Origin of the sequence: Microbacterium sp. NPDC064978 (genome assembly GCF_044543605.1) — a bacterium.
Classification (GTDB): Bacteria; Actinomycetota; Actinomycetes; order Actinomycetales; family Microbacteriaceae; genus Microbacterium; species Microbacterium meiriae.
The window spans coordinates 957,237-977,976 of record NZ_JBITWF010000001.1 but is presented as its reverse complement, the minus strand read 5'-3'; the positions used below and the strand labels follow the sequence as shown (position 1 = coordinate 977,976).

The following is a 20,740-nucleotide window of genomic DNA, read 5'->3' as shown; positions in this document are numbered from 1 at the left end:
CCGATCAGGGCCGCCCGCGCTGCGGCCACCGCATCCGCAGGGCCCGTCCGGCGATGCCGAGCAGCACGACGCCTGTGCCGAGGAGCGAGGCGAGGACGGGGAGCGTGCTCACCAGCACGAGACAGCCGAGCGCTCCTCCCACCTGCAGCATCCGCGGGTAGCGTCGGGCGGCCCCCTGCTGGCGGAACGCGGCGGCGTTCGCGATGAGGTAGTACAGCAGCACGCCGAAGGACGAGAACCCGATCACCTCCCGGAGGTCTCCCACGAGCACCAGCCCGATCACGATGACGGCGAGGGTGATCTCGGCACGGCGCGGCACCTGGTGCCGGTCGTCGATACGGGCGAGGACCCGAGGGAGATCGCCTTCCCGCGCCATGGCGAGCGTCGTGCGGCCGATGCCGGTGAGCAGGGCGAGCAGCGCGCCGAGGGAGGCGGCCGCCGCGGCGATCCGCACCACGGGGGCCAACGCCGACCAGCCGGCCGCGGTGAGGACGTCGGCCAGAGGCGCGGCCGCTCCCCGCGCGTCGCCGCCGAGGACGAGGAGCACCACGAGGCCCACGAGCGCGTAGACGACGACGGCACCGCCGAGAGCGAGCACGATCGCGCGCGGGATCGTCCGCGCGGGGTCCACCACCTCCTCACCCATCGTCGCGATCCGGGCGTAGCCCGCGAAGGCGAAGAAGAGCAGTCCGGCGCCCTGCAGCACCCCGTAGACGGTCGCGTCAGGCAGCGGTGCGGGCGAGGCGGTCGGGGCGGCGCCGAAGCCGACCGCCACCACGACCGCGAGCCCGAGGAGGGAGCACGCCACGAGGATGCGGGTCGCCAGCGCCGTCCGGGTCACGCCCAGGCAGTTCACGACCGCGAGGGCGGCCACGGCGATCACGGCGACGGGGGTCTGCCATCCCGCCGGCGCGGCGTAGGCGGCGAAGGTCATGGCCATGGCGGCGCAGCTCGCGATCTTGCCGATCACGAAGCTCCATCCGGCGACGAAGCCCCACCACGGTCCGATCTCCGCCCGCGCATAGGCGTACGTGCCGCCGGCGACCGGGTGCACAGCGGCGAGCTGCGCGGAGGCGGTGGCGTTCGCGTAGGCGACCGCGGCGGCGATCGCGAGGGCGACGAGCGTCGCGTTTCCGGCGACGTCGACGGCCGGACCCCAGACCGCGAACACGCCGGCGCCGATCATCGATCCGAGGCCGATCGCTACGGCGTCCGGCAGCGTCAGGCGGCGGGCGAGGGGCATCCGGTCATCGTCCCACGCCGGGGTGAACGGCGGGTGACGGGTCATCCCCGCGCGGCGGTGACGCGCTTCTTCTCGCGGATGTAGACCTCGCGGCGCACCTTCGCCACGACGTCCCCGTGGCGATCGGTGATGACGGTCTCGAACCACTCGAGCACCTTGGCCCCGCCGTGGGCGCGCTGTCGCAACTCCTCGGCCTTCTCCCGCGTCACCTCGAACTCCGCGGTCAGCACCCCACGCCCCGGCTTGAGGAACTCGATCTCGCCGCGCGTGTCCCATACGACGTAGTCCCGCCCGAGCTGGTGCATGACGAGCATGAAGAAGTAGGGGTCGGTCATCGCCGACATCGACCCGCCGAACGCGGTCTTCACATAGTTGCGGGTGAGGAGGTTCACGTGCAGCTCCACGGTCGCGCGCGTCCAGTCGTCGCTGAACCGGCGGACACGGATGCCGCTGCACAGGTTGGGGATCCAGAGGCTCATGCCGAGGGCGAGGCGGCGGGGCGTGATGCGCATGAGGTCAGTGTGGAGGATGCGCGCGGCTGCGACGAAGACGACTGGAGGGTTGGCACAGTTGTTCTAGTTTACCTAGAATAACTAGGGAAGGGAGGCGCCATGCTCATCCGCGTCGATGTCGACAGCCCGCACGCGCTCTACGACCAGGTCGCCGCCTCGGTGCGCGCCGACATCCTCTCCGGAGCCCTCGCGCCCGGCGACCGTCTGCCGGCCGCCCGCGACGTGGCGGCTGCGCTCGACATCAACCAGCACACCGTCCTGCACGCCTACCAGCGCCTGCGCGACGAGGGCCTGGTCGACCTCCGGCGGGGCAGGGGCGCCGTGATCGCCGCCTCCGCCGCGCCCCTCGCCGAGCTCTCGCACGAGATCGACGGGCTGATCCGACGGGCCGCCGCCCTGGGGGTCTCCGCCGACACTCTCGCCGGAATCGTCCGCACGCACCGCGCAGAAGCCGAACCGCCCACTCCCGCCGCGACTCCCCAGGAGGCCCCCGATGACGACGCCTGACCCCACTCGCACCCCTCCGGCCACCCTGCGCCGCGCGCGACGGGCCTTCATCCTCGTGGCGTCGGTCCTCCCCGTGCTCATCGTCGCGATCTCCGCTCTCGTGCTGATGACCTGGCTGCCGTCATTCCCCGCCGACGTCGCGATCCACTGGGGCGTCGACGGGGCGGACGGGTTCGGCCCGGCAACCACCTACCTGTGGGTGCTCCTCGGGGTCGGTCTCGGCATCCCGGTGCTCCTGACCATCACGACGCTCGTCGCCGTCGGGGCGCACTGGGGCGCCACCGCCCGGCTGCTCGGGGCGACTGCAGCCGGCATGTCGGCGTTCGCGGCCGTGATCTGCCTGGGTTCCCTCGCGATCCAGCGCGACCTGCCGCCCGCCGGTGACGTCCCTGGCATCGCGGGGGTGATGGGGCTGGCCTTCGCGGCCCTCCTCGGCGTGGGCGCGATGGCGTGGTTCGTGCAGCCGCGCGTCCGTGCGATCCCCGGCGCCGCCCTCACGCCGCGACACGACGTGCGGGTCGGCGAGGGGGAGCGCGTCGTGTGGGTGGGGACGACGACCATGCCCACCGGTGCTCTCGTCTTCCTGCTGCTCGTGCTGCTCGGGCTCGTGGCGCTCGCCGTGATCATGGTCGTCACCCGAACCCCGATGGCCTGGGTCTCGGCCCTGGTGGCGCTCGTCGTCGGATTCGCGCTGGCGGCGACCACGTCGTTCCGGGTGCGTGTCACGCCGGACGGCATCGACGCCCGCGCCGTGATCGGGTGGCCTCGCACGACCATCCCGGTGGCGGAGATCGTCTCGGTCCGGGCCGTGCGCATCTCGCCCTTCGGGGAGTTCGGCGGCTGGGGCTGGCGTCTCGCCCCGGACGGCCGCAGCGGGATCGTGATGCGGCAGGGGCCGGCGATCGAGGTGCATCGCCGCGACCACGGTCCCTTCGTCATCACGATCGACGGCGCGGAGGAGGCGGCAGCGCTCCTGCAGACGTACGTGGACCGGTCTGCGGGGCCTGCAGTCTCCGGGGAGACGGAGAGGACGGAGCGATGACCACCACGACACCGACGCGTGTCCCGTGGCGCGCCGTCCTCATCTTCACCCTCACGGCCTGCGGGCTCGCCGCTCTCGTCTGCCTGCCCCTCTGGCTCGGCGACGGCCTCGCCGAGCCCTTCGCGGGGGCGATCCTTCCCGTGATGATGTTCACCCCGGCGGCCGCGGTGCTCGTCGTCATGCTCACCACGGGCGTGCCGGAGAAGGGCGTCCGCGCGCGCTTCCTCGGGATGTGGCCCCTGCGGCCCGCGAAGCGCGTCGTCGGGCTGCTGGTCGCGGCCTGGCTCGTGCCGCCGGTGCTCGTCGCCCTCGGCATCCTCCTCGCGGCCGTGCTCGGGTGGGTGCGGCTCGACCTCACCTTCTCGGCCTTCGCGGATCAGCTCGCCCAGGCTCTTCCCCCGGGGACGCCCGTGCCGCCGGTCGGCGTGGTCGTGTTCGCGCAGCTCGCGGCGATCCCCGTCGGCGCCCTCGTGAACAGCGTGCTCGCCTTCGGGGAGGAGCTCGGGTGGCGCGGCTGGCTGCTCCCGGCGCTTCGTCCGCTCGGCACCTGGCCGGCGCTCCTGCTCACCGGAGCGATCTGGGGGCTGTGGCACAGCCCTGTCATCCTGCTCGGCTACAACTTCGGCCGGACGGACGTCACCGGCGTGCTGTTCATGATCGGCGGCTGCGTGGCGTGGGGCGTGCTGTTCGGCTGGCTCCGGCTGCGCTCCGGCTCGCTGTGGCCGGCGGTCGTCGCGCATGGATCCCTCAACGCCGCCGCGGGCATGATCATGATCGTCGCCGCCGTGCAGCCCGACCTCGCCCTGGCCGGGCCGCTCGGCGTGGCGGGCTGGATCGTCGCCGCCGTCGTGGCCCTCGTCCTGGCGCTCACCGGGCAGTTCCGCCGTCAGCCGGAGCTCGCCGCGCCGCGGACCCCTCCGGCCCCGCCGACGCTTGACGGCCGACCGGCGCCGGGGGTTGGCTGAGCACATGGAATCCACTCCCGCCGCCTGGGCCCGCGCCGACACCTTCCTCGCCGACACGCTCGTGGGCACGGACCCGGCCCTGGAGGCGACGCTCGAGGCGCAGCGGGCCGCGGGGCTCCCCGAGATCGAGGTCGCCCCGGTCGCGGGGAAGCTGCTGAACCTCCTCGTGAGGATGAGCGGTGCGCGCCGCGTGCTGGAGATCGGCACCCTCGGCGGCTACTCGACGATCTGGATGGCGCGAGCGGTGGGACCGGACGGACGAGTGGTGACGATCGAGGCGGAGGCCGACAACGCCGCCGTCGCCCGCGCGAGCATCGATGCCGCCGGAGTGGGGGATCGGGTCGACATCCGGATCGGGCGCGGAGCCGACGTGCTGCCGACCCTCACCGGCGCCTTCGACCTGGTCTTCATCGACGCCGACAAGGAGTCGAACACCGTCTACCTGGACTGGGCCGCGAAGCTCGGTCACCCCGGCACCGTGGTCGTGCTCGACAACATCGGCCGCGACGGCGAGATCGTCCGCGACGACTCGACGGACTCCAAGGTCAACGGCACCCGTGCGGGCCTTCGGATGCTGGGGGAGGACCCGCGCTTCGACGCCACGGCGCTGCAGACGGTCGGGATCAAGGGGTGGGACGGCATCGCGCTCGCCCTCGTCGTGTGACTCCGGCGCATCGCGCCGCTTCATCTCCGGGAGCCGTCCGATGCCGGGGATAGACTGGGCGCGGATCGACGACGCTCCACACACCCTTCCATCCTGAACAAGGAGCACATCAGTGGCACTGATCGAGGCTGTAGGCGCACGCGAGATTCTCGACTCGCGCGGAAACCCGACCGTCGAGGTGGAGGTGCTCCTCGACGACGGCATCGTGCAGCGCGCGGCCGTCCCCTCCGGCGCCTCGACCGGCGCCTTCGAGGCGTACGAGCTGCGCGACGGCGACAAGAGCCGCTACTCGGGCAAGGGCGTGCTCAAGGCCGTCGAGGCCGTCATCGACGAGCTCGGCCCGGCCATCGAGGGCGTGGAGGCGAGTGAGCAGCGCATCGTCGACGAGATCCTCATCGAGGTCGACGGCACGGACAACAAGAAGCGCGTCGGCGCCAACGCCATCCTCGGCGTGAGCCTCGCCGTGGCCAAGGCGGCCGCCGACTCCGCCGACCTGCCGCTGTTCCGCTACCTCGGCGGTCCCAACGCGCACGTGCTGCCCGTGCCGCTGTTCAACGTCATCAACGGCGGCGAGCACGCCGACAACGGCATCGACATGCAGGAGTTCTTCCTCGCGCCCATCGGCGCGGAGACCTACTCCGAGTCGCTGCGCTGGGGCGTGGAGACCTACCACGTGCTGCGTGCCGAGCTGAAGGCCGCGGGCTACGCGACCGGTCTCGGCGACGAGGGCGGCTTCGCCCCCGACCTGCCCAGCAACCGCGAGGGCCTCGACTTCCTCGTCAAGGCGATCGAGAAGGCGGGCTTCACCCCCGGCACCGACATCGCGCTCGGCCTCGACGTCGCTGCCACCGAGTTCTTCACCGACGGCGTCTACCGTCTCGACAACAAGGACTGGGACGCCGAGGCGCTCACCGAGTACTACGTCGGTCTCGTCAACGACTTCCCGATCGTCACGATCGAGGACGCCCTCGCGGAGGACGACTGGGACAACTGGAAGCACCTCACCGACGCCCTGGGCTCGAAGGTGCAGCTCGTGGGCGACGACCTGTTCGTCACGAACCCGCAGCGTCTGGCCGACGGCATCACGCGCGGCGTCGCCAACTCGCTCCTGGTGAAGGTCAACCAGATCGGCACGCTCACCGAGACGTTCGACGCGGTCAGCCTCGCGCAGCGCTCGGGCTACACCGCCATGCTCTCGCACCGTTCGGGTGAGACCGAGGACACGACGATCGCCGACCTCGTGGTCGCGACGAACGCCGGCCAGATCAAGGCGGGCGCCCCGGCGCGCAGCGAGCGCGTCGCGAAGTACAACCAGCTGCTGCGCATCGAGGAGGAGCTGGGCGACGCGGCGGTCTTCGCCGGCCGCTCGGCCTTCCCGCGCTACCAGGCCTGAGCGCCCGAGACAGCGACGCCGCTTCCGCGGCACGACCGCGCCGCCCGGAAGGCGGCAGAGACGAAGGAGGAGCCGTGGCACGACGACCGGCTCCTCCTTCGCCGTCTCCCGGGGCGGCCCCTGCCCGCCCCACATCGTCCAGGTCGCGACGGCCCCGCGAGGCCGCCACGACCGCGCCACGCGTGGACGTGCGCGAGTGGGCATCCGGCATCCGGCTGTCCGCGTTCTCGGTGATCATGCTGTCCCTCGTCGTGCTGGGCGCCTGGGTGCTCGTCCCCACGCTCGGGACCTTCATCGACCAGCGGCAGAAGATCGCCGCGCTGGAGCAGTCCGTGCAGGTGAGCGAAGACGAGATCGCGGCGCTGACCGCGGAGCGCGAGCGGTGGGACGACCCCGCGTACATCACGACGCAGGCCCGTGAGCGGCTCTACTACGTCAAGCCGGGCGAGGTCGTGTACCTCATCGACAACGACCTCGATCCTTCCGCCCTCCCGCGGGAGCAGGAGCCGGTGAGCGACACGCTCGAGGAGAAGCCGGCCGACTGGATGCCGCAGCTGCTGCGCACCCTCGTCTCCGCGGGCCTGAGCGACACCGCTGCCACCGCCGGCTGAGGGTCCGGCTCCGAGCATCCTCCCGGACGGCTCCCCTACGCTGGTGGGGTGACCACTCCGCCGTTCCCCGCGCCCACTTCCGCCGAGCTCGCCGTCGTGTCGACCCAGCTCGGGCGGCCCGCCCGTGGAGTCGTCGGCATCGCGGCCCGTTGCCGGTGCGGCAACCCGACGGTGGTGGCCACCACTCCGCGCCTGCCGGACGGCACGCCGTTCCCCACCTTCTACTACCTGACGCACCCGGCCGCGACGGCGGCGATGTCCACGCTCGAGGCGAACCAGGTCATGCCCGAGCTGGCGGGGCTGCTCGCCGAGGATGAGACCGTGGCCGCGGCCTATCAGGCGGCGCACGAGGCCTATCTCGCGGACCGGGCGCAGTTCGGCGAGGTGCCCGAGATCGACGGGATCTCTGCCGGAGGCATGCCCACGCGGGTGAAGTGCCTGCACGCGCTCGCCGGGCACGCCCTGGCGGCGGGTGCCGGTGTGAACCCGATCGGCGACGCCGCGCTCGCCCGCAGCTCCTGGTCTCCCGAGGTGTGCCGCTGCGAGGAGCCCGGCGCCGCCCTCCGCGACGATCCGGCACGCTCGGCATGACGCGGCGGCGGGTGCTGCGCGGCGCCGTCGCCCTCGTGGCGGTGGCGGCATCCGTCCTGCTCCTCGGGTCGACCGCCACGCCGACCCCCACGCCGCCGCCGGTCGCCGACGACCCCGCCGACCCGATCCGCGCGGCGGAGTACTGGCTGGACGGCGCCGGCATCAGGGAGGCCTGGCAGACCACGCGCGGCGAGGGCGTGACCATCGCCGTCATCGACACGGGCATCGGCAAGGTGCCGCAGGTCTTCGGCGAGGCGGTCGTCGGCGGCACCGACGTGTCCGGAGCCGGCACCCCCGACGGCCGCACGCCGCTCGGTGCGGTGGACGGCAACCACGGATCCTGGGTCGCGTCGCTCGCGGCCGGGCGAGGCAAGCCCGACGGCACCGGGATGATCGGCGTCGCACCGGAGGCGGACCTGCTCTCGGTCTCGGTCGGCTTCGGCGCCGCGGCGGCCGTGCCGTTCACCGAGCAGGTGGCCAAGGGCATCCGATGGGCGGTCGATCACGGCGCCGACATCATCAACCTATCGTTCACGACGAACACCCTCGACTGGGACGAGAGCTGGGACGACGCGTTCCTCTACGCCTTCGAGCATGATGTCGTGGTCGTCGTCGCGGCCGGCAACCGCGGGAGCGGCACGAACATCATCGGCGCTCCCGCCACGATCCCCGGCGTGCTCACGGTCGGCGGTGTCGACCAGACCGGAACGGCCAGCATCGAGGCCTCGACCCAGGGCATCACCATCGGCATCTCGGCGCCGAGCGAGGGCCTGCTCGGCGTGTCCGCGGACGGCGAGGTCGTCTCCTGGAGCGGGACCAGCGGCGCGGCCCCCATCGTGGCCGGTGTCGCCGCACTCATCCGCTCGGCGCATCCCGACATCTCGGCCAACGACGTCATCAACCGCATCATCAAGACGGCGATGCCGGTGGCCGATGCGCAGAAACCACGGGACCCGCTGTACGGTTTCGGGCTCGTGGACGCGGACGCGGCGATCTCGGCGAACATCCCGACCGTCAGCGAGAACCCGATGGGCGACCTGGCCGAATGGGTGCGGCTGTTCCGCCGCGCGGACAGCGCGCCGACCCCCGAGCCCACCCTCGCCCCCGTGGACATCCCGCCGCTGCCGGATGCGGATGCACCGACCGAGCCCGGTTCACCGCTGCTTCCCAGCGCCGATTCCCTGCGCTACGGTACCCTGCCGCTCATCGCCCTCACGGTCCCTGGTATCCTGGTAGCGCTTGGCGTCACCGCAGCTGCCCGGCGCATCCGATCGGCGCGCGTTCCCGTACGCCACAATCCCGACTCCGAGGAGTAGTTCTTCTGTGCCTCAGAACAGCACTGTGCCCAAGATCCTGATCGTCGGCGGAGGGTACGCGGGTTTCTACACCGCGTGGAAGCTCGAGAAGCACCTGCGCAAGGGTGAGGCCGATGTGACCATGGTCGACCCGCTGCCGTACATGACGTACCAGCCGTTCCTCCCCGAGGTCGCCGCCGGATCGATCGAGGCCCGGCATTCGGTCGTCGCGCACCGCCGTCACCTGAAGCGCACGCACGTGCTCACCGCCAAGGTCACGAACATCAACCACGCGCAGAAGGTGGCCACCATCACGCCGCCCGTCGGCGAGCCGTACGAGTTCGCGTACGACCAGATCGTCGTCACCGCGGGCGCCGTCTCGCGCACGTTCCCGATCCCGGGCATCGCCGACAACGCCATCGGGCTCAAGACGATCGAAGAGGCCGTCGCGATCCGCGACAAGGTCATGTCGAACTTCGACAAGGCCGCCTCCCTCCCGGCCGGCCCCGAGCGCGACCGCCTGCTGACCGTCGTCGTCGTCGGCGGTGGCTTCGCGGGTATCGAGGTCTTCGCGGAGCTCCGCTCGCTCGCCTCCTCGCTGGTGAGCAAGTACCCGCAGCTGAGCTTCGAGGACACGCACTTCCACCTCATCGAAGCCATGGGGCGCATCATGCCCGAGGTCTCGCTGAAGACGAGCGAGTGGGTTCTCAAGGACCTCGCCAAGCGCGGCGCGAACGTCCACCTCGACACACAGGTCACCGGTGCCATCGACGGCAACGTCGAACTCTCGACCGGCGAGGTCATCCCGACGGATGTCATCGTCTGGACCGCCGGTGTCATGGCCAACCCGACCGTCGTGCGCGGCGGCGATCTGCCGGTGGAGGAGCGCGGTCGCATCCAGACCCGTGCCGACCTCCGTGTCGGTACGCCCGAGGCGTTCGTCGAGGGCGCCTGGGCCGCCGGTGATGTCTCGGCCGTCCCCGACCTCTCGGGTGGCGGCGTGGGCGGCTTCTGCGTCCCGAACGCCCAGCACGCCGTGCGTCAGGCGAAGCTCCTGGCCAAGAACGTCGTCGCCGTGCTCCGTGGCGAGAGCCCTAAGGAGTATTTCCACAAGAACCTCGGCGCTGTCGCGGGCCTCGGTCTGTACAACGGCGTCTTCCAGTCCGGCAAGATCGCGCTCAAGGGCTTCATCGCCTGGCTCGCGCACCGCGGCTACCACGGCCTCGCGATGCCGACGTGGGAGCGCAAGTGGCGCGTGCTCTGGGGCTGGTGGAACAACCTGTGGCTGGGCCGCGACCTCGTGAACCTGCAGACGGTGCAGAACCCTCGCTACGTCTTCGAGGAGTTCGCCGCCCGCCCGCGTCCCGCCGCACCCGCGGACACTGCTCCGGCGTCTGGTGCCCCGGCGGCGAAGGCCCCGGCCGCCGGGAAGCCGGCCGCTGCCCCCGCGGCGGAGACGCCTGCAGAGATCAAGAACCCGGCCGCCAAGCGGCCCGCAGCCAAGAAGGCTCCGGCCTCTTCGTCGAAGGACTCCGCGGAGACCGCTGCGGCGAAGTGACCACCCGGTTCTGAGGAGAAGGCCCTGAGCGCGTGATCGCCGGGGCCTTCTTCCGTTCGCGGCGCGGCGAGAGTTGGCGACGTAACATCTCACATTGTACGCTCGCAGGGTGCTCGGGAAGGGCGTGTGCACGCACCCCCGGACGACGCTGGGAGGAGGTCCGGTGAGCGCGCACGGGGGAGAGTCGCCGACCGTCAGTGTGTCGATCCGGGCGGCGGCGGGCGACGAGGAGCGGGCGGAGCGCCTCGCGGAACAGCTCGACGGCGCGCTCGTCCGCATCAGCCGCACGAACACGGAGGCGGATGTCGGCGCCGAGGCCGGGGCGTGGCAGCCATGGACACGACGAGCCACCCACCATCTGGTACTCGACGCCGCGGTGCGCCCGCACCCGCGTCTCATCGCGCAGGTGCACGAGGCGATCGCCGGACGGCCCGGGGCGGCCCTGAGACTCTTCACCCCCGGAGACGGCTACGCCTCGCACGCCCTCCGGGTGGCGGCGTTCTCCGGCCGCCCGTGGCTCATGCCGCCCGGACCCGACCCGTCGGCGGTCGCCGTGGTGCTCCCGCTCCCCGAGGCCGCGGAGTTCGCGCGTTCCCTCCAGGTCGGCGAGGTCGCCCCTGCGGGAGTGCTGCTGCATCGGTTCGCGAGGGAACGCGGCCTCGCTCTGCTCGCCAGTACCGCCGATCTCGTGCAGCCCGACCGGCCGGGGACGCACGCTCCGGGCACCGCCTTCCTCCCCGCCGCGGTCGCTCCCGCGGACTGGTGGCAGCGCGAGACGCTCCTCGCGCCGCCCTCGATCCCGGTGGTGCATCTGCGGGATGGAGAGCCGCTCTCCTACGAGGCCGTGCCGGGCGCGGCGGACCGCTGGCGCCTTCGCGCGCGGCGAGACGTTCCGACGCCGCATGCCCGCCGATTCGCACGCATGATGCACGACCGCCTTCTCGGCACGGAGGTCGCTCGCAGCCACCTGCGCGCGGCCGCCGTGCTCCTCGGGGTGGCGGGAGTGCTGCGCGACCAGCTCGTCCTGGCATCGGATCGGGGTCGGCCGTCCGACGGCTTCGGCGCGGCGGTGGCACGGGAGGCGGCGGCGACCCTCGCCCTCGGGACGCTGCCGGAGGCGGTACCGGCCGCGGGGCGACCGGATGGCGCTGCGGAGCTCCGCGACGCGTTCCAGACGCTGTATGAGGAGATGACAGGGATCCTCGGCGGCTCCCTCCCCGTGCCGGAGCATGGAGCCGATCCATAGGCCGCCTCGCTAGCGTGTCGAAGGCAAGGGGAGTACTCCCCTCTGCAGCGACGTCGTCATGACGGGCATGTCATCGTGCCCCGGCCCGCTGGCCCGCGAGGGTGGAGGAGACCTTGGCACCCGAATCGCGGGCTGCCCGGAACCCTTGTCGTCGCCCGACGTCGCGGAGAACGGCGGCCCGTCCCACGAAGGGACCCCCATGTCGAAGCTCTCCCGCCTGATCCGCCTCGCCACCGATGCCATCGATGCGAAGGGCGGAAGCCCCGGTGCGCGTGCCGGCGACGGCACTCGCCCCTCGACGGACTGGAGCGGGATGATCCGGGGCGCGGTGGACGCCGTCCGAGCCCAGGACCCCCAGCCGCAGCGCCCGACCACGCCTCCTGCCGCCTCCTCGGCTGCGGACGCCCGTCCGGGTGGCGCACGAGCGTCCACCTCGGGCACGTACGCCCCACCGCCGGCCCCCGGTGCCGCCGGCGGGCGCGACGTCGCCGCGGCGGACCGTGCGGCCATCGCCCGGTACGACTACCTCCTGCAGACGGCCGACCCCCACCGGATCGAGCAGATCCATCGCGAGGCCTTCACGCGCCTCACGCCGACGCAGCGGGAGCACGTCGAGGCCCGCATGCGGGCCGAGCTCCCCACGGAAGAGCAGCCGCGCTCGTCCTCCCCTGACGACCTCGCGCGCGCGGCCGGACGGGCCGAGGCGATGCGACCGGGCCGTCTGCGCGGGCTTCTCTCCCGTGTCCGCGGCGGCGGTGCGGGCGGGGCCGCGGTCGCTGCGGGCGGCGCGGCGGTCGGCGTGCTGGGCGTCGTGGCCGGCGGCGCCGTCGTGAGCACCGTGGCCGCACCGCTCCTTGAGCAGGCGGCGGGGCTCGGCGTGGACTTCGAGGCCCTGGCCTCCGGCGTCGACCTCGATGCTCTGGCCGGCGGCGCCGACGAGATCCTCGGCTCGGCCGGCGAGGCCGTGTCGGGGCTCGGCGAGGCGGCGACCGGTTGGGGGGAGCGGCTCGGTGATCTCGGCATCCCCGGGATCGGCGACATCCTCGGACGGTGACGGGTGCCCCCGCTGGGACTCGAACCCAGACTGAAGCGATTTTAAGTCGCCTGCCTCTGCCATTGGGCTACGGGGGCCGCGCGGCCAGCCTATCGTCGGCGGGGTCGTGACCCGGCGGGGCTCAGGCCATAGGGTGGGGGAGTGCTCGACCTCACCGACGAACTGAGCCCCGTCCCGGGAGGCCCCGCGGTCGCCCCCGAATGGGAGGACCCGGGCCGCTACTGGCCGCGCTTGTCGGCGGCGACCGGGCATCTTCCGGCGCCGGTCGCGGTGATCGATCGCGAGGCCCTCCGCTACAACGCGATGGACCTGCTCGTCCGTGCGGGCGGTCTGCCGATCCGGGTGGCGTCGAAGTCGGTGCGGGTACGTGCGGTCCTCGATGCCGTGCTGCGCCTCCCGGGTTTCCGCGGCATCCTCGCGTTCACGCTGGAGGAGGCCCTCTGGCTCGCGGAGACGCACGACGACATCGTGCTGGGCTACCCGACGGTCGACCGGGCCGCCCTCGAACGGCTCTGCGCCGACGAACAGGCGGCGCAGCGCATCACCCTCATGATCGACGACCCGGTGCACCTCGATCTCGTCGACAGCGTTGCGGCGCCTTCGGCGCGGCCCGAGCTCCGGGTGGCGATCGACGTCGACGCGTCCTGGCGATCGGCGCTGCTCGGACACATCGGCGTCCGCCGCTCGGCCCTCTTCTCGGCCGGTGAGGTCGCGGCGTTCGCTCGGAAGGTCGCGGCGCGCCCCGGCTTCCGTCTCGTGGGGCTGCAGATGTACGACGCGCAGATCGCGGGACAGGGCGACGCCGGCCCCGATGGGCCGCTCATCCGTCGAGTCCAGGCCCGGTCGCGTGACGAGCTGCGGGAGCGGCGGGCGGCGATCGTCTCCGCGGTCGGCGCGGTGACGCCGCTCGAGTTCCTCAACGGCGGGGGGACGGGCTCCCTCGAGTTCAGCGGCAGTGACGAGTCCCTCACCGAGGCCAGCGCGGGCAGCGGCCTGCTCGGGGGACACCTGTTCGACGGGTACCGGTCCTTCCGGCCCGCACCGGCCGCCGCGTTCGCCTTCGACGTCGTGCGCCGTCCCGCGGTGGACATCGCCACCGTGCTGGGCGGCGGCTGGATCGCCTCCGGTCCCGCGGTCGCCTCGCGGCAGCCGCGCCCGGTGTGGCCGGCGAACCTCCGCACGCTTCCGCGGGAGGCGGCCGGAGAGGTGCAGACGCCGGTGCAGGGGCCGACCGCCGCGACCCTGGGCGTCGGCGATCGCGTCTGGTTCCGTCACGCCAAGAGCGGTGAACCGGCAGAGCGCATCGCCGCCTACCACCTCGTCTCCGGCGACGAGGTCGTCGACGAGCTGCCGACGTATCGTGGCGAGGGGAAGGCGTTCCTGTGACGAGGATCGGCGGCACCTGGCAGAACTGGGGCCGATCGGCGTCCGTCCGCCCGGTCCGGGTCGAGCGCCCGCGCAGCCCCGAAGGCGTGCAGCGCGCCCTGCGGGCAGCGGCGCGGCAGGGGCTGACGATCAAAGCGGTCGGCGCCGGTCACAGCTTCACCGGGATCGCCGTCGCGCCCGGTGTGCTCCTCGAACTCGACGATCTCCAGGGCCTCGTCTCGGCGGACGTCGCGAGCGGACACGTCACGCTCCTCGCCGGCACGCGGCTGCATCGCATCCCCGGGCTGCTCGCGCGCTACGGTCTCGCGATGGAGAACCTCGGCGACATCGACCGGCAATCCATCGCGGGCGCGATCTCCACGGGCACGCACGGGACCGGCGCCGGCTTCGGCGGTCTCGCCACGCAGGTGGTGGGGGTGACCCTCATCACCGCAGACGGGGAGTTCCTCCGCATCGATGAGGCGCACAGTCCCGAGCTGCTGCCGGCGGTCGCCCTGGGGCTGGGTGCGCTCGGCATCATCGTCGAGGTGACGCTGCAGTGCGTGCCGACGTTCGTGATGCATGCGATCGACGAGCCGGTGCCCCTGGACGAGGTGCTCTCCACGATCGACGAACGCGTCGCCGCGGCCGACCACTTCGAGTTCTACTGGTTCCCGCACACCGACGTGGCACTGACCAAGCGGCAATCGCGGCTGCCCGAGTCGACGCGGAGAAAGCCTCTGCCGATCGTGGGCCGGTGGGTGGACGAAACCCTTCTCGCCAACGGCGTGTACCGCGTCGTCTGCGCGGCGGGACAGGCCGTCCCGGCGATCACGCCGCCGTTCAACCGGCTCGCCGTGCGGCTCACCGGGGACCGGGAGTACACCGACCTGTCGAACCGCGTGCTCACCCAGAGTCGGACCGTGCGGTTCCGCGAGATGGAGTACGCGCTGCCGGCCGCCGAGGTCGTGCCGGCGTTCCGCGCCCTCCAGGAGCTCATCGCACAGCGCGGCTGGCGCATCGAATTCCCCGTGGAGGTGCGGTTCGCGGCGGCGGACGACCGCTGGCTCTCGACGGCGCACGACCGCGCGACCGCGTACATCGCGGTGCACCGGTACTGGCGGGCGGACCCGACCGTGTACTTCGGCGCGGTGGAGGAGATCATGCTGGCGCACGGCGGCCGCCCGCACTGGGGCAAGCTGCACACGCTGACGCACGAGACCCTGCGTGACCGGTATCCCCGCTTCGACGACTTCGTGGCAGTGCGCGACCGCCTCGATCCGGAGCGCCGGTTCACGAACCGGTACCTGGGGCGGGTTCTGGGCAGCTGATGCGCGGGCCGGCGAGCTGCCGAGTCCCCAGTCCACGTGCAGGCACCGCGTCTAGGATGAGAGAAACACGGGAAAGGGTGGGGCACTGATGGAATGGCTCGTGCCGGTACTGATCGTCGTCGGGGTGATCCTGCTCGTCGGCGTCTATCTCTGGGCGACGTACAACTCGCTGGTGCAGCTGAACGTCCGCGTGGACGAAGCCTGGAGCGGCATCACGGTCCAGCTCAAGCGCCGTGCCGACCTCATCCCGAATCTCATCGAGACGGTCAAGGGCTATGCCTCGCACGAGAAGGCGGTGTTCGAGAACGTCACCCGCGCCCGTGCCGAGACCCTCTCCGCCGGCAGCCCCGGTGAGGCGGGGATCGCCGAAGGGCACCTGCAGCAGGCGCTGCGCAGCCTCTTCGCCGTGGCCGAGGCCTACCCGCAGCTTCAGGCGAGCCAGAACTTCCTGCAGGTGCAGCAGGCCCTCGTCGACACCGAGGACAAGATCCAGGCCGCGCGGCGCTTCTACAACGGCGGGGTGAGGGAGCTGAACACGAAGATCAAGGTGTTCCCCAACAACCTCTTCGCCAAGGGGCTCGGCTTCACGGAGCGCGAGTTCTTCGAGGTCGCCGACAGCGGCGCCATCTCCGAGCCGCCGCGCGTGCAGTTCTGATCCTCGCCCTCACCACACGGTGAGGGCGAGTTCGTCTGCGGTGATCTCGACGCCTCCGCGCACGCTCCATGCGGTGCTGCGATAGGTGACCGAGCGCGTCGTCCCGTTCTGACCGGTGCCGGTCACGGTCGCCTCGAGGACGCCGTCGTCGGCGGCGAACGTCGTCGGGGTGAGGGTCACCATCGGGAACCGCTCGACGCGGAAGGCGACATCGGAGACCTCTCGGAACTCCGTGCCCCAGGGGATCCGGATGCCGCAGTTCTCGGGAATCGCGCTTCCACCGGCCGTGCAGGTCTCCAGGTAGGCCTCGAGCTGCGACTGCGCGGCCTCGGTCGCCTCGGGGCGGAGCGCGGCGGTCACTGTCGCCGTGGCGTCGCCGCCGGGCAGCACGACGGCCTCGGTCGTCCCCGTCAGCAGCGTCAGGGGCGCGGCCGCCACGGGATACACGGCAGGCAGCAGCGCCGCATCCTCCGCCACCGGCAGGACGGCATCGCCGACCTGCACGGCCGTCCCGACCGTCGTCGTGGCGCGGAGCGTGCCGAGGCCGGAGGCGTCGACGACCCAGCGCCCATCCTCCTGATCCAGCCTCAGCCGGGTCTCGTGCTCGTCCCCGTCGAGCCGGAACGTCACGGTCGCTGACACCTCGCCGTCGCTGTCGCGGACCCCCGTGACCTGGGCGTCCTCGATGGTCGAGGCTGCCCCGGCGAACGCGGCGAGGGCGCGGTCGGACACCGCGGTCCCAGTCGCCGTGACCGCCTCCGGATCGCCCGTCTCCAGAGCCCGGAGGTAGTCCCGCACGGCCTGTTCCGGTGTGGGCGAGCGGAGCGTGGAGACACCCCACCACACCGCTGCGGCCACGGCGACGACCGCGACGAGACCGGCCAGGAGCCACCAACGACGACGGGTCATGCGACGCCCTCGCGCACGTGGACATGACGCCGCACCACGCCCGGCGCGGTCGAGGCGAGCGCCGCGTGGACGGCTGCGGTCGCATCGCCCCACCCGGAGACCGACACCTGCTCGAGGCCCTGCCACTGCGCGGCCCGCAGGAGCTCCGCGGCGATCGCCTCGGCATCACCCGGGCGAGCCTGCGGCTCCCACCACGCCGACTGCACCTGGAGGGTCGAGGTGCCGCGGTCGGCCTTGAGGTCGACGCGCGCCACGATCCGGTCGCCGACGAGCACGGGCAGCGAGTAGTAGCCGTAGCGGCGCTTCGCAGCCGGGACGTAGATCTCGATGCGGTAGTCGAGCTCGAATGCCCGCAACGCGCGTTCCCGGAACCACACCACCGGATCGAACGGGGTCAGCAGGGCGGCGGTCTCGACCCGGCGTGGGAGCACGGCGTCCCGGTGCCGCCAGGAGGGGAGAGGTCTGCCACCACGCTCCCAGCCGCGGACGCTCACCGGCTGCACCTCTCCGGTGTCCACGAGGTCGGCGATCGCCGCCGTCACCGCAGCGCGGTCTCGGAGACGGTAGTAGTCCGCGAGATCGGCCGCGGTGCCGACGCCGCTGGAGCGCGCCGCACGCCGGACGAGCTCGCGGATGGCGTCCTCCCGCGGGATCTCCCGGGACCGGATGCCGTCCGGGATGACCTGCTCGGCGAGGGCGTACGTGCGTTCGAACCCCCGGCGCCCGCCCACGGCCACATCGCCCGTGCGCCACAGATGCTCGAGAGCGAGCTTGACCTCGTCCCAGTCCCACCAGGTGCCGCGCTCGCGCGGGGCATCGGCACGGAGGTCGACGGGGCGCAGGGGTCCGCGCGCGCGAAGCTCGTCCTGAACCCACTCCACCGTCCGGGCATTCGAGCGGAGCCAGGAGTCCTCCGCGGACCAGCGTCGCCGGAAGTCGTCCATGCGGAACCGCCACAGGGGCCAGTCCTCGACGGGGATGAAAGTCGCCTCATGGGCGAGATACTCCACGTAATGGGTCGTGCGGGACAGGAAGAGGCGGTCGAGGAGCGCGGGATCATAGGCGCCGAGACGGGAGAACAGCGGGAGGTAGTGCGACCGGGCGAACACGTTGACGGAGTCGATCTGCAGCACGCCGAGCCGGTCCATCACGCGGTGCAGATGGCGCCCGGAGACGGTGGCCGGACGTGCGCGGGTGAAGCCCTGGGCGGCGAGGGCGATCCGGCGTGCCTGAGCGGGACTGAGGGTGTCGGTCACGCCGCCAGCGTATCCCCGGTATCCGACATCGTCGCCGCGCGCAAGATGCGTCGAACGGCATACGGCATGACCGTAGACTGAGGCGATGAGCGAGGACCAGCGACCCCGGCTGCGCGATCTGTTCCGTCCGCGCCCCGTGGTGACCGATCGGACCGTGACCACCGAAGCCGACGAAGCGGTGCCGCTGCCTCTGCGCATCACGGCGAGCTACGCCTGGCGCCTGCTGCTCATCGCAGCGGCCATCGGCGTCTTCATCTGGCTGGTGATGCTGCTCAAGCTCCTCGTCATCCCGCTCATGGTCGGGATCCTCATCACCGCCCTGCTGTGGCCGGCGTTCTCCTGGATGCTGCGCCACGGGTTCCCGCGCTGGCTCGCGATCGCCGTCTCGCTCATCGGCACCGCGGCGATCGTCACGGGACTCATGTGGCTCGTGGTGTGGCAGGTGCGCGCCCAGCTCCCCGACGTGCAGCAGCGCACGACCGAGGCCTTGGACCAGTTCCAGGTCTGGCTGCACGAGGGCCCGCTGAGTCTGTCGGACACGCAGATCGCGGACTATCTGCAGCAGGGCCTCGACTTCATCAGCGAGCAGGCGCAGGTCCTCTGGACGGGGGCCCTCGCGATCGGGACCACCGTGGGGCACGTCGCCACGGGGGCGCTGCTGTCCCTGTTCATCCTCATCTGCCTCCTCGCGGACGGCGCCGGTATCTGGCGCTGGACGCTCCGGATCTTCCCGCGGAAGGCCCGTCCCGCTGTCGACGGTGCCGCGCGCAACGGCTGGACGACGATCGTCAACTACGCCAGGACGCAGCTGTTCGTGGCGACGATCGACGCGATCGGCATCGGCCTCGGTGCCTTCCTGCTCCAGGTCCCGCTCGCGCTGCCCGTCGCCGTCCTGGTGTTCCTCGGCTCGTTCATCCCGATCGTCGGTGCGGTCGTGACCGGTGCGGTCGCCGTGTTCCTCGCGCTCGTCTACAACGGCCCGTGGATCGCCCTCTGGATGCTCGTGGTCGTGCTGGCCGTGCAGCAGATCGAGGGTCACATCCTGCAGCCGATCATGATGGGTTCCGCCGTCAAGGTGCACCCGCTCGCCGTCGTCCTCGTGGTCGCGGGCGGCGCGATGATCGCGGGGATCCCGGGCGCACTCTTCGCCGTTCCGCTGGCCGCGTTCGTGAACGTGGCGGCGGTGACCATCAGCTCGGGATCCTGGCGCACCGGCGTCGGGCCGAGCGGAGACCTGATCTGGAGCACAGTTCCGCGCGAGCGGAGACGGAGGAATCGATGAGCGCAGTCCCCAGCCTGACCGAGTTCCAGGACGCGGCTCGAAGTCTGGCTGAGGTGATCTCGCACACCCCGACCCTGCCCTCGCGGGCGCTGTCCGATGCGCTCGGCGCCCCGGTGCTGCTGAAGATGGAGAACCTGCAGCGCACGGGCTCCTTCAAGATCCGCGGTGCGGCCTACCGCCTCTCCCGGCTCAGCGCGGAGGAGCGCTCCCGCGGCGTCGTGGCGGCCTCGGCCGGGAACCACGCACAGGGCGTCGCCCTGGCCGCCCAGGCACTCGGCATCCCCGCGACGATCTTCATGCCGCTCGGGGTCCCGGTTCCGAAGCTCCTCGCCACACGCGGGTACGGCGCGGACGTGGTGCTCGAGGGGGAGACGGTCGCCACCTCGCTGCGCCTGGCCGCCGAGTTCTCCGAGCGCACCGGTGCCGTGCTCATCCATCCCTTCGATCACCGTGACATCGTCATCGGGCAGGGCACGCTCGGCCTGGAACTGCTGGAGGATGCGCCCGAGATCGACACCGTCGTCCTCGGGATCGGCGGCGGCGGGCTGATCGCCGGCGTCGCCGCAGCGGTGAAGGCCAAGGCCGCGGAACTCGGTCGCACGATCCGCGTGATCGGCGTGCAGGCGGAGAACGCGGCCGCCGTCCCGCCGTCGCTGGCGGCCGGGGAGCCGGTCGACATCGTCACGCGCCCCACCATCGCGGACGGCATCCTCGTCGCGCGACCGGGCGCCGTGCCGTTCGAGATCATCAAGGAACTCGTCGACGAGGTCGTCACGGTCTCCGACGACGACCTCGCGCGCGCGATGCTCGTGCTCCTGGAACAGGCGAAGGTCGTGGTCGAGCCGGCCGGTGCGGCAGGCGTCGCTGCCATCCTCTCCGGACGCGTGTCGGCGACCGGCACGACGATGGCGGTGCTGTCCGGCGGCAACATCGACCCGCTCCTGCTGCAGCGGGTGGTGTCGCACGGCCTCGCCGCCTCCGGGCGGTACCTCACGATCCGCATCCCGCTACCCGACCGTCCGGGTCAGCTCGCCCGCGTGTCCGAGCTCATCGCGGAGGCGGGAGCGAACGTCATCGAGGCCATGCACACCCGTCACGGCCACGGACTCCAGATCAGCGAGGTCATCCTCGAACTGAGCGTGGAGACCCGCGGGGCGGAGCACTCGGCCCACACGCTGGACACCCTCCGTCGCGCCGGGTTCGCGCCCATCGTCGTCCCGGACTGAGTCCGCCCGATACGACGCACCCCCTCGACCGTCGC

20 protein-coding genes and 1 tRNA gene are annotated in these 20,740 nt (G+C 72.0%); 16 read left to right on the top strand and 5 right to left on the bottom strand.

All coding sequences use genetic code 11. The features are described from left to right. Positions 1 to 4: 4 nt before the first annotated feature. Positions 5 to 1,243, bottom strand: coding sequence for an APC family permease (locus tag ACIGJI_RS04985; RefSeq protein ID WP_363445770.1), 1,239 nt, complete (start codon positions 1,241 to 1,243; stop codon positions 5 to 7). Between the two features lie 41 nt (positions 1,244 to 1,284). Next, positions 1,285 to 1,755 (bottom strand): PaaI family thioesterase, encoded by a 471-nt coding sequence (locus ACIGJI_RS04980; RefSeq protein WP_187663573.1) that lies wholly within the window; start codon positions 1,753 to 1,755, stop codon positions 1,285 to 1,287. 99 nt (positions 1,756 to 1,854) lie between these two features. On the opposite strand from ACIGJI_RS04980, the gene ACIGJI_RS04975 reads away from it, so the two are divergent. From ACIGJI_RS04975 to ACIGJI_RS04925, 11 genes are all read left to right on the top strand, one after another. Continuing rightward, positions 1,855 to 2,262 carry a GntR family transcriptional regulator gene (locus ACIGJI_RS04975; RefSeq protein ID WP_187663574.1) on the top strand — a complete coding sequence of 136 codons (408 nt, stop codon included), beginning with the start codon at positions 1,855 to 1,857 and terminating at the stop codon, positions 2,260 to 2,262. Then, the gene (locus tag ACIGJI_RS04970; RefSeq protein WP_363445772.1) at positions 2,249 to 3,304 is read left to right on the top strand and encodes a DUF1648 domain-containing protein; all 1,056 of its coding nucleotides are present in this window, start codon (positions 2,249 to 2,251) and stop codon (positions 3,302 to 3,304) included. Before ACIGJI_RS04975 ends, ACIGJI_RS04970 begins: the two co-directional genes overlap by 14 nt. Next, complete coding sequence (locus ACIGJI_RS04965; RefSeq protein WP_315637510.1) at positions 3,301 to 4,269, top strand: CPBP family intramembrane glutamic endopeptidase; 969 nt, start codon at positions 3,301 to 3,303, stop codon at positions 4,267 to 4,269. The genes ACIGJI_RS04970 and ACIGJI_RS04965 overlap by 4 nt, the downstream gene beginning before the upstream one ends. A 4-nt stretch (positions 4,270 to 4,273) precedes the next feature. After that, complete coding sequence (locus ACIGJI_RS04960; protein WP_187663577.1) at positions 4,274 to 4,933, top strand: O-methyltransferase; 660 nt, start codon at positions 4,274 to 4,276, stop codon at positions 4,931 to 4,933. A gap of 112 nt (positions 4,934 to 5,045) precedes the next feature. Then, positions 5,046 to 6,326: a phosphopyruvate hydratase gene (eno, locus tag ACIGJI_RS04955; RefSeq protein WP_259952141.1), complete on the top strand. Its 1,281-nt coding sequence runs from the start codon at positions 5,046 to 5,048 to the stop codon at positions 6,324 to 6,326. A 182-nt stretch (positions 6,327 to 6,508) separates the two neighbouring features. Then, positions 6,509 to 6,937 carry a septum formation initiator family protein gene (locus ACIGJI_RS04950; RefSeq protein WP_259952142.1) on the top strand — a complete coding sequence of 143 codons (429 nt, stop codon included), beginning with the start codon at positions 6,509 to 6,511 and terminating at the stop codon, positions 6,935 to 6,937. A gap of 48 nt (positions 6,938 to 6,985) precedes the next feature. Then, the gene (locus tag ACIGJI_RS04945; protein WP_187663580.1) at positions 6,986 to 7,528 is read left to right on the top strand and encodes a DUF501 domain-containing protein; all 543 of its coding nucleotides are present in this window, start codon (positions 6,986 to 6,988) and stop codon (positions 7,526 to 7,528) included. Then, the gene (locus tag ACIGJI_RS04940; RefSeq protein ID WP_187663581.1) at positions 7,525 to 8,844 is read left to right on the top strand and encodes a S8 family serine peptidase; all 1,320 of its coding nucleotides are present in this window, start codon (positions 7,525 to 7,527) and stop codon (positions 8,842 to 8,844) included. The genes ACIGJI_RS04945 and ACIGJI_RS04940 overlap by 4 nt, the downstream gene beginning before the upstream one ends. Before the next feature lie 25 nt (positions 8,845 to 8,869). Continuing rightward, positions 8,870 to 10,381, top strand: a complete 1,512-nt coding sequence (locus ACIGJI_RS04935; RefSeq protein ID WP_366244482.1) for an FAD-dependent oxidoreductase — start codon at positions 8,870 to 8,872, stop codon at positions 10,379 to 10,381. A gap of 163 nt (positions 10,382 to 10,544) precedes the next feature. Continuing rightward, positions 10,545 to 11,627 carry a hypothetical protein gene (locus ACIGJI_RS04930; RefSeq protein WP_366244484.1) on the top strand — a complete coding sequence of 361 codons (1,083 nt, stop codon included), beginning with the start codon at positions 10,545 to 10,547 and terminating at the stop codon, positions 11,625 to 11,627. A 199-nt stretch (positions 11,628 to 11,826) separates the two neighbouring features. After that, positions 11,827 to 12,681 carry a cation-transporting ATPase gene (locus tag ACIGJI_RS04925; RefSeq protein ID WP_363445779.1) on the top strand — a complete coding sequence of 285 codons (855 nt, stop codon included), beginning with the start codon at positions 11,827 to 11,829 and terminating at the stop codon, positions 12,679 to 12,681. A 4-nt stretch (positions 12,682 to 12,685) separates the two neighbouring features. Here ACIGJI_RS04925 and ACIGJI_RS04920 read toward each other — a convergent pair. Beyond that, positions 12,686 to 12,758, bottom strand: a tRNA-Leu gene (locus ACIGJI_RS04920). A 64-nt stretch (positions 12,759 to 12,822) separates the two neighbouring features. On the opposite strand from ACIGJI_RS04920, the gene ACIGJI_RS04915 reads away from it, so the two are divergent. From ACIGJI_RS04915 to ACIGJI_RS04905, 3 genes are all read left to right on the top strand, one after another. Then, a complete protein-coding gene (locus ACIGJI_RS04915) occupies positions 12,823 to 14,067 on the top strand; it encodes an alanine racemase (RefSeq protein WP_187663585.1) in 1,245 nt (414 codons plus the stop codon). Beyond that, positions 14,064 to 15,377, top strand: a complete 1,314-nt coding sequence (locus ACIGJI_RS04910) for a D-arabinono-1,4-lactone oxidase (RefSeq protein WP_363445781.1) — start codon at positions 14,064 to 14,066, stop codon at positions 15,375 to 15,377. The genes ACIGJI_RS04915 and ACIGJI_RS04910 overlap by 4 nt, the downstream gene beginning before the upstream one ends. Before the next feature lie 88 nt (positions 15,378 to 15,465). After that, positions 15,466 to 16,032, top strand: a complete 567-nt coding sequence (locus tag ACIGJI_RS04905) for a LemA family protein (RefSeq protein ID WP_136051621.1) — start codon at positions 15,466 to 15,468, stop codon at positions 16,030 to 16,032. 9 nt (positions 16,033 to 16,041) lie between these two features. Here ACIGJI_RS04905 and ACIGJI_RS04900 read toward each other — a convergent pair whose 3' ends face one another. Together ACIGJI_RS04900 and ACIGJI_RS04895 are read right to left on the bottom strand one after the other, a co-directional pair. Beyond that, on the bottom strand, positions 16,042 to 16,941 hold the full coding sequence (locus ACIGJI_RS04900; protein WP_363445783.1) for a hypothetical protein: 900 nt from the start codon (positions 16,939 to 16,941) through the stop codon (positions 16,042 to 16,044). Next, positions 16,938 to 18,197 carry a winged helix-turn-helix domain-containing protein gene (locus ACIGJI_RS04895; protein WP_280566551.1) on the bottom strand — a complete coding sequence of 420 codons (1,260 nt, stop codon included), beginning with the start codon at positions 18,195 to 18,197 and terminating at the stop codon, positions 16,938 to 16,940. Before ACIGJI_RS04895 ends, ACIGJI_RS04900 begins: the two co-directional genes overlap by 4 nt. An 85-nt stretch (positions 18,198 to 18,282) precedes the next feature. On the opposite strand from ACIGJI_RS04895, the gene ACIGJI_RS04890 reads away from it, so the two are divergent. Together ACIGJI_RS04890 and ilvA are read left to right on the top strand one after the other, a co-directional pair. After that, positions 18,283 to 19,479: an AI-2E family transporter gene (locus tag ACIGJI_RS04890; protein WP_187663589.1), complete on the top strand. Its 1,197-nt coding sequence runs from the start codon at positions 18,283 to 18,285 to the stop codon at positions 19,477 to 19,479. Next, entirely contained in the window at positions 19,476 to 20,705 is a 1,230-nt protein-coding gene (gene ilvA, locus ACIGJI_RS04885; RefSeq protein ID WP_187663590.1) for a threonine ammonia-lyase, read from the top strand. The genes ACIGJI_RS04890 and ilvA overlap by 4 nt, the downstream gene beginning before the upstream one ends. Positions 20,706 to 20,740: the final 35 nt, after the last annotated feature.

What these genes read in the sequence shown, in the direction of transcription:
- ACIGJI_RS04985 (WP_363445770.1), bottom strand. Translation starts at nt 1,243, where the DNA reads ATGCCCCTCGCCCGCCGCCTGACGCTGCCGGACGCCGTAGCGATCGGC.
- ACIGJI_RS04980 (WP_187663573.1), bottom strand. Translation starts at nt 1,755, where the DNA reads ATGCGCATCACGCCCCGCCGCCTCGCCCTCGGCATGAGCCTCTGGATC.
- ACIGJI_RS04975 (WP_187663574.1), top strand. Translation starts at nt 1,855, where the DNA reads ATGCTCATCCGCGTCGATGTCGACAGCCCGCACGCGCTCTACGACCAG.
- ACIGJI_RS04970 (WP_363445772.1), top strand. Translation starts at nt 2,249, where the DNA reads ATGACGACGCCTGACCCCACTCGCACCCCTCCGGCCACCCTGCGCCGC.
- ACIGJI_RS04965 (WP_315637510.1), top strand. Translation starts at nt 3,301, where the DNA reads ATGACCACCACGACACCGACGCGTGTCCCGTGGCGCGCCGTCCTCATC.
- ACIGJI_RS04960 (WP_187663577.1), top strand. Translation starts at nt 4,274, where the DNA reads ATGGAATCCACTCCCGCCGCCTGGGCCCGCGCCGACACCTTCCTCGCC.
- ACIGJI_RS04940 (WP_187663581.1), top strand. Translation starts at nt 7,525, where the DNA reads ATGACGCGGCGGCGGGTGCTGCGCGGCGCCGTCGCCCTCGTGGCGGTG.
- ACIGJI_RS04925 (WP_363445779.1), top strand. Translation starts at nt 11,827, where the DNA reads ATGTCGAAGCTCTCCCGCCTGATCCGCCTCGCCACCGATGCCATCGAT.
- ACIGJI_RS04905 (WP_136051621.1), top strand. Translation starts at nt 15,466, where the DNA reads ATGGAATGGCTCGTGCCGGTACTGATCGTCGTCGGGGTGATCCTGCTC.
- ACIGJI_RS04900 (WP_363445783.1), bottom strand. Translation starts at nt 16,941, where the DNA reads ATGACCCGTCGTCGTTGGTGGCTCCTGGCCGGTCTCGTCGCGGTCGTC.
- ACIGJI_RS04890 (WP_187663589.1), top strand. Translation starts at nt 18,283, where the DNA reads ATGAGCGAGGACCAGCGACCCCGGCTGCGCGATCTGTTCCGTCCGCGC.
- ilvA (WP_187663590.1), top strand. Translation starts at nt 19,476, where the DNA reads ATGAGCGCAGTCCCCAGCCTGACCGAGTTCCAGGACGCGGCTCGAAGT.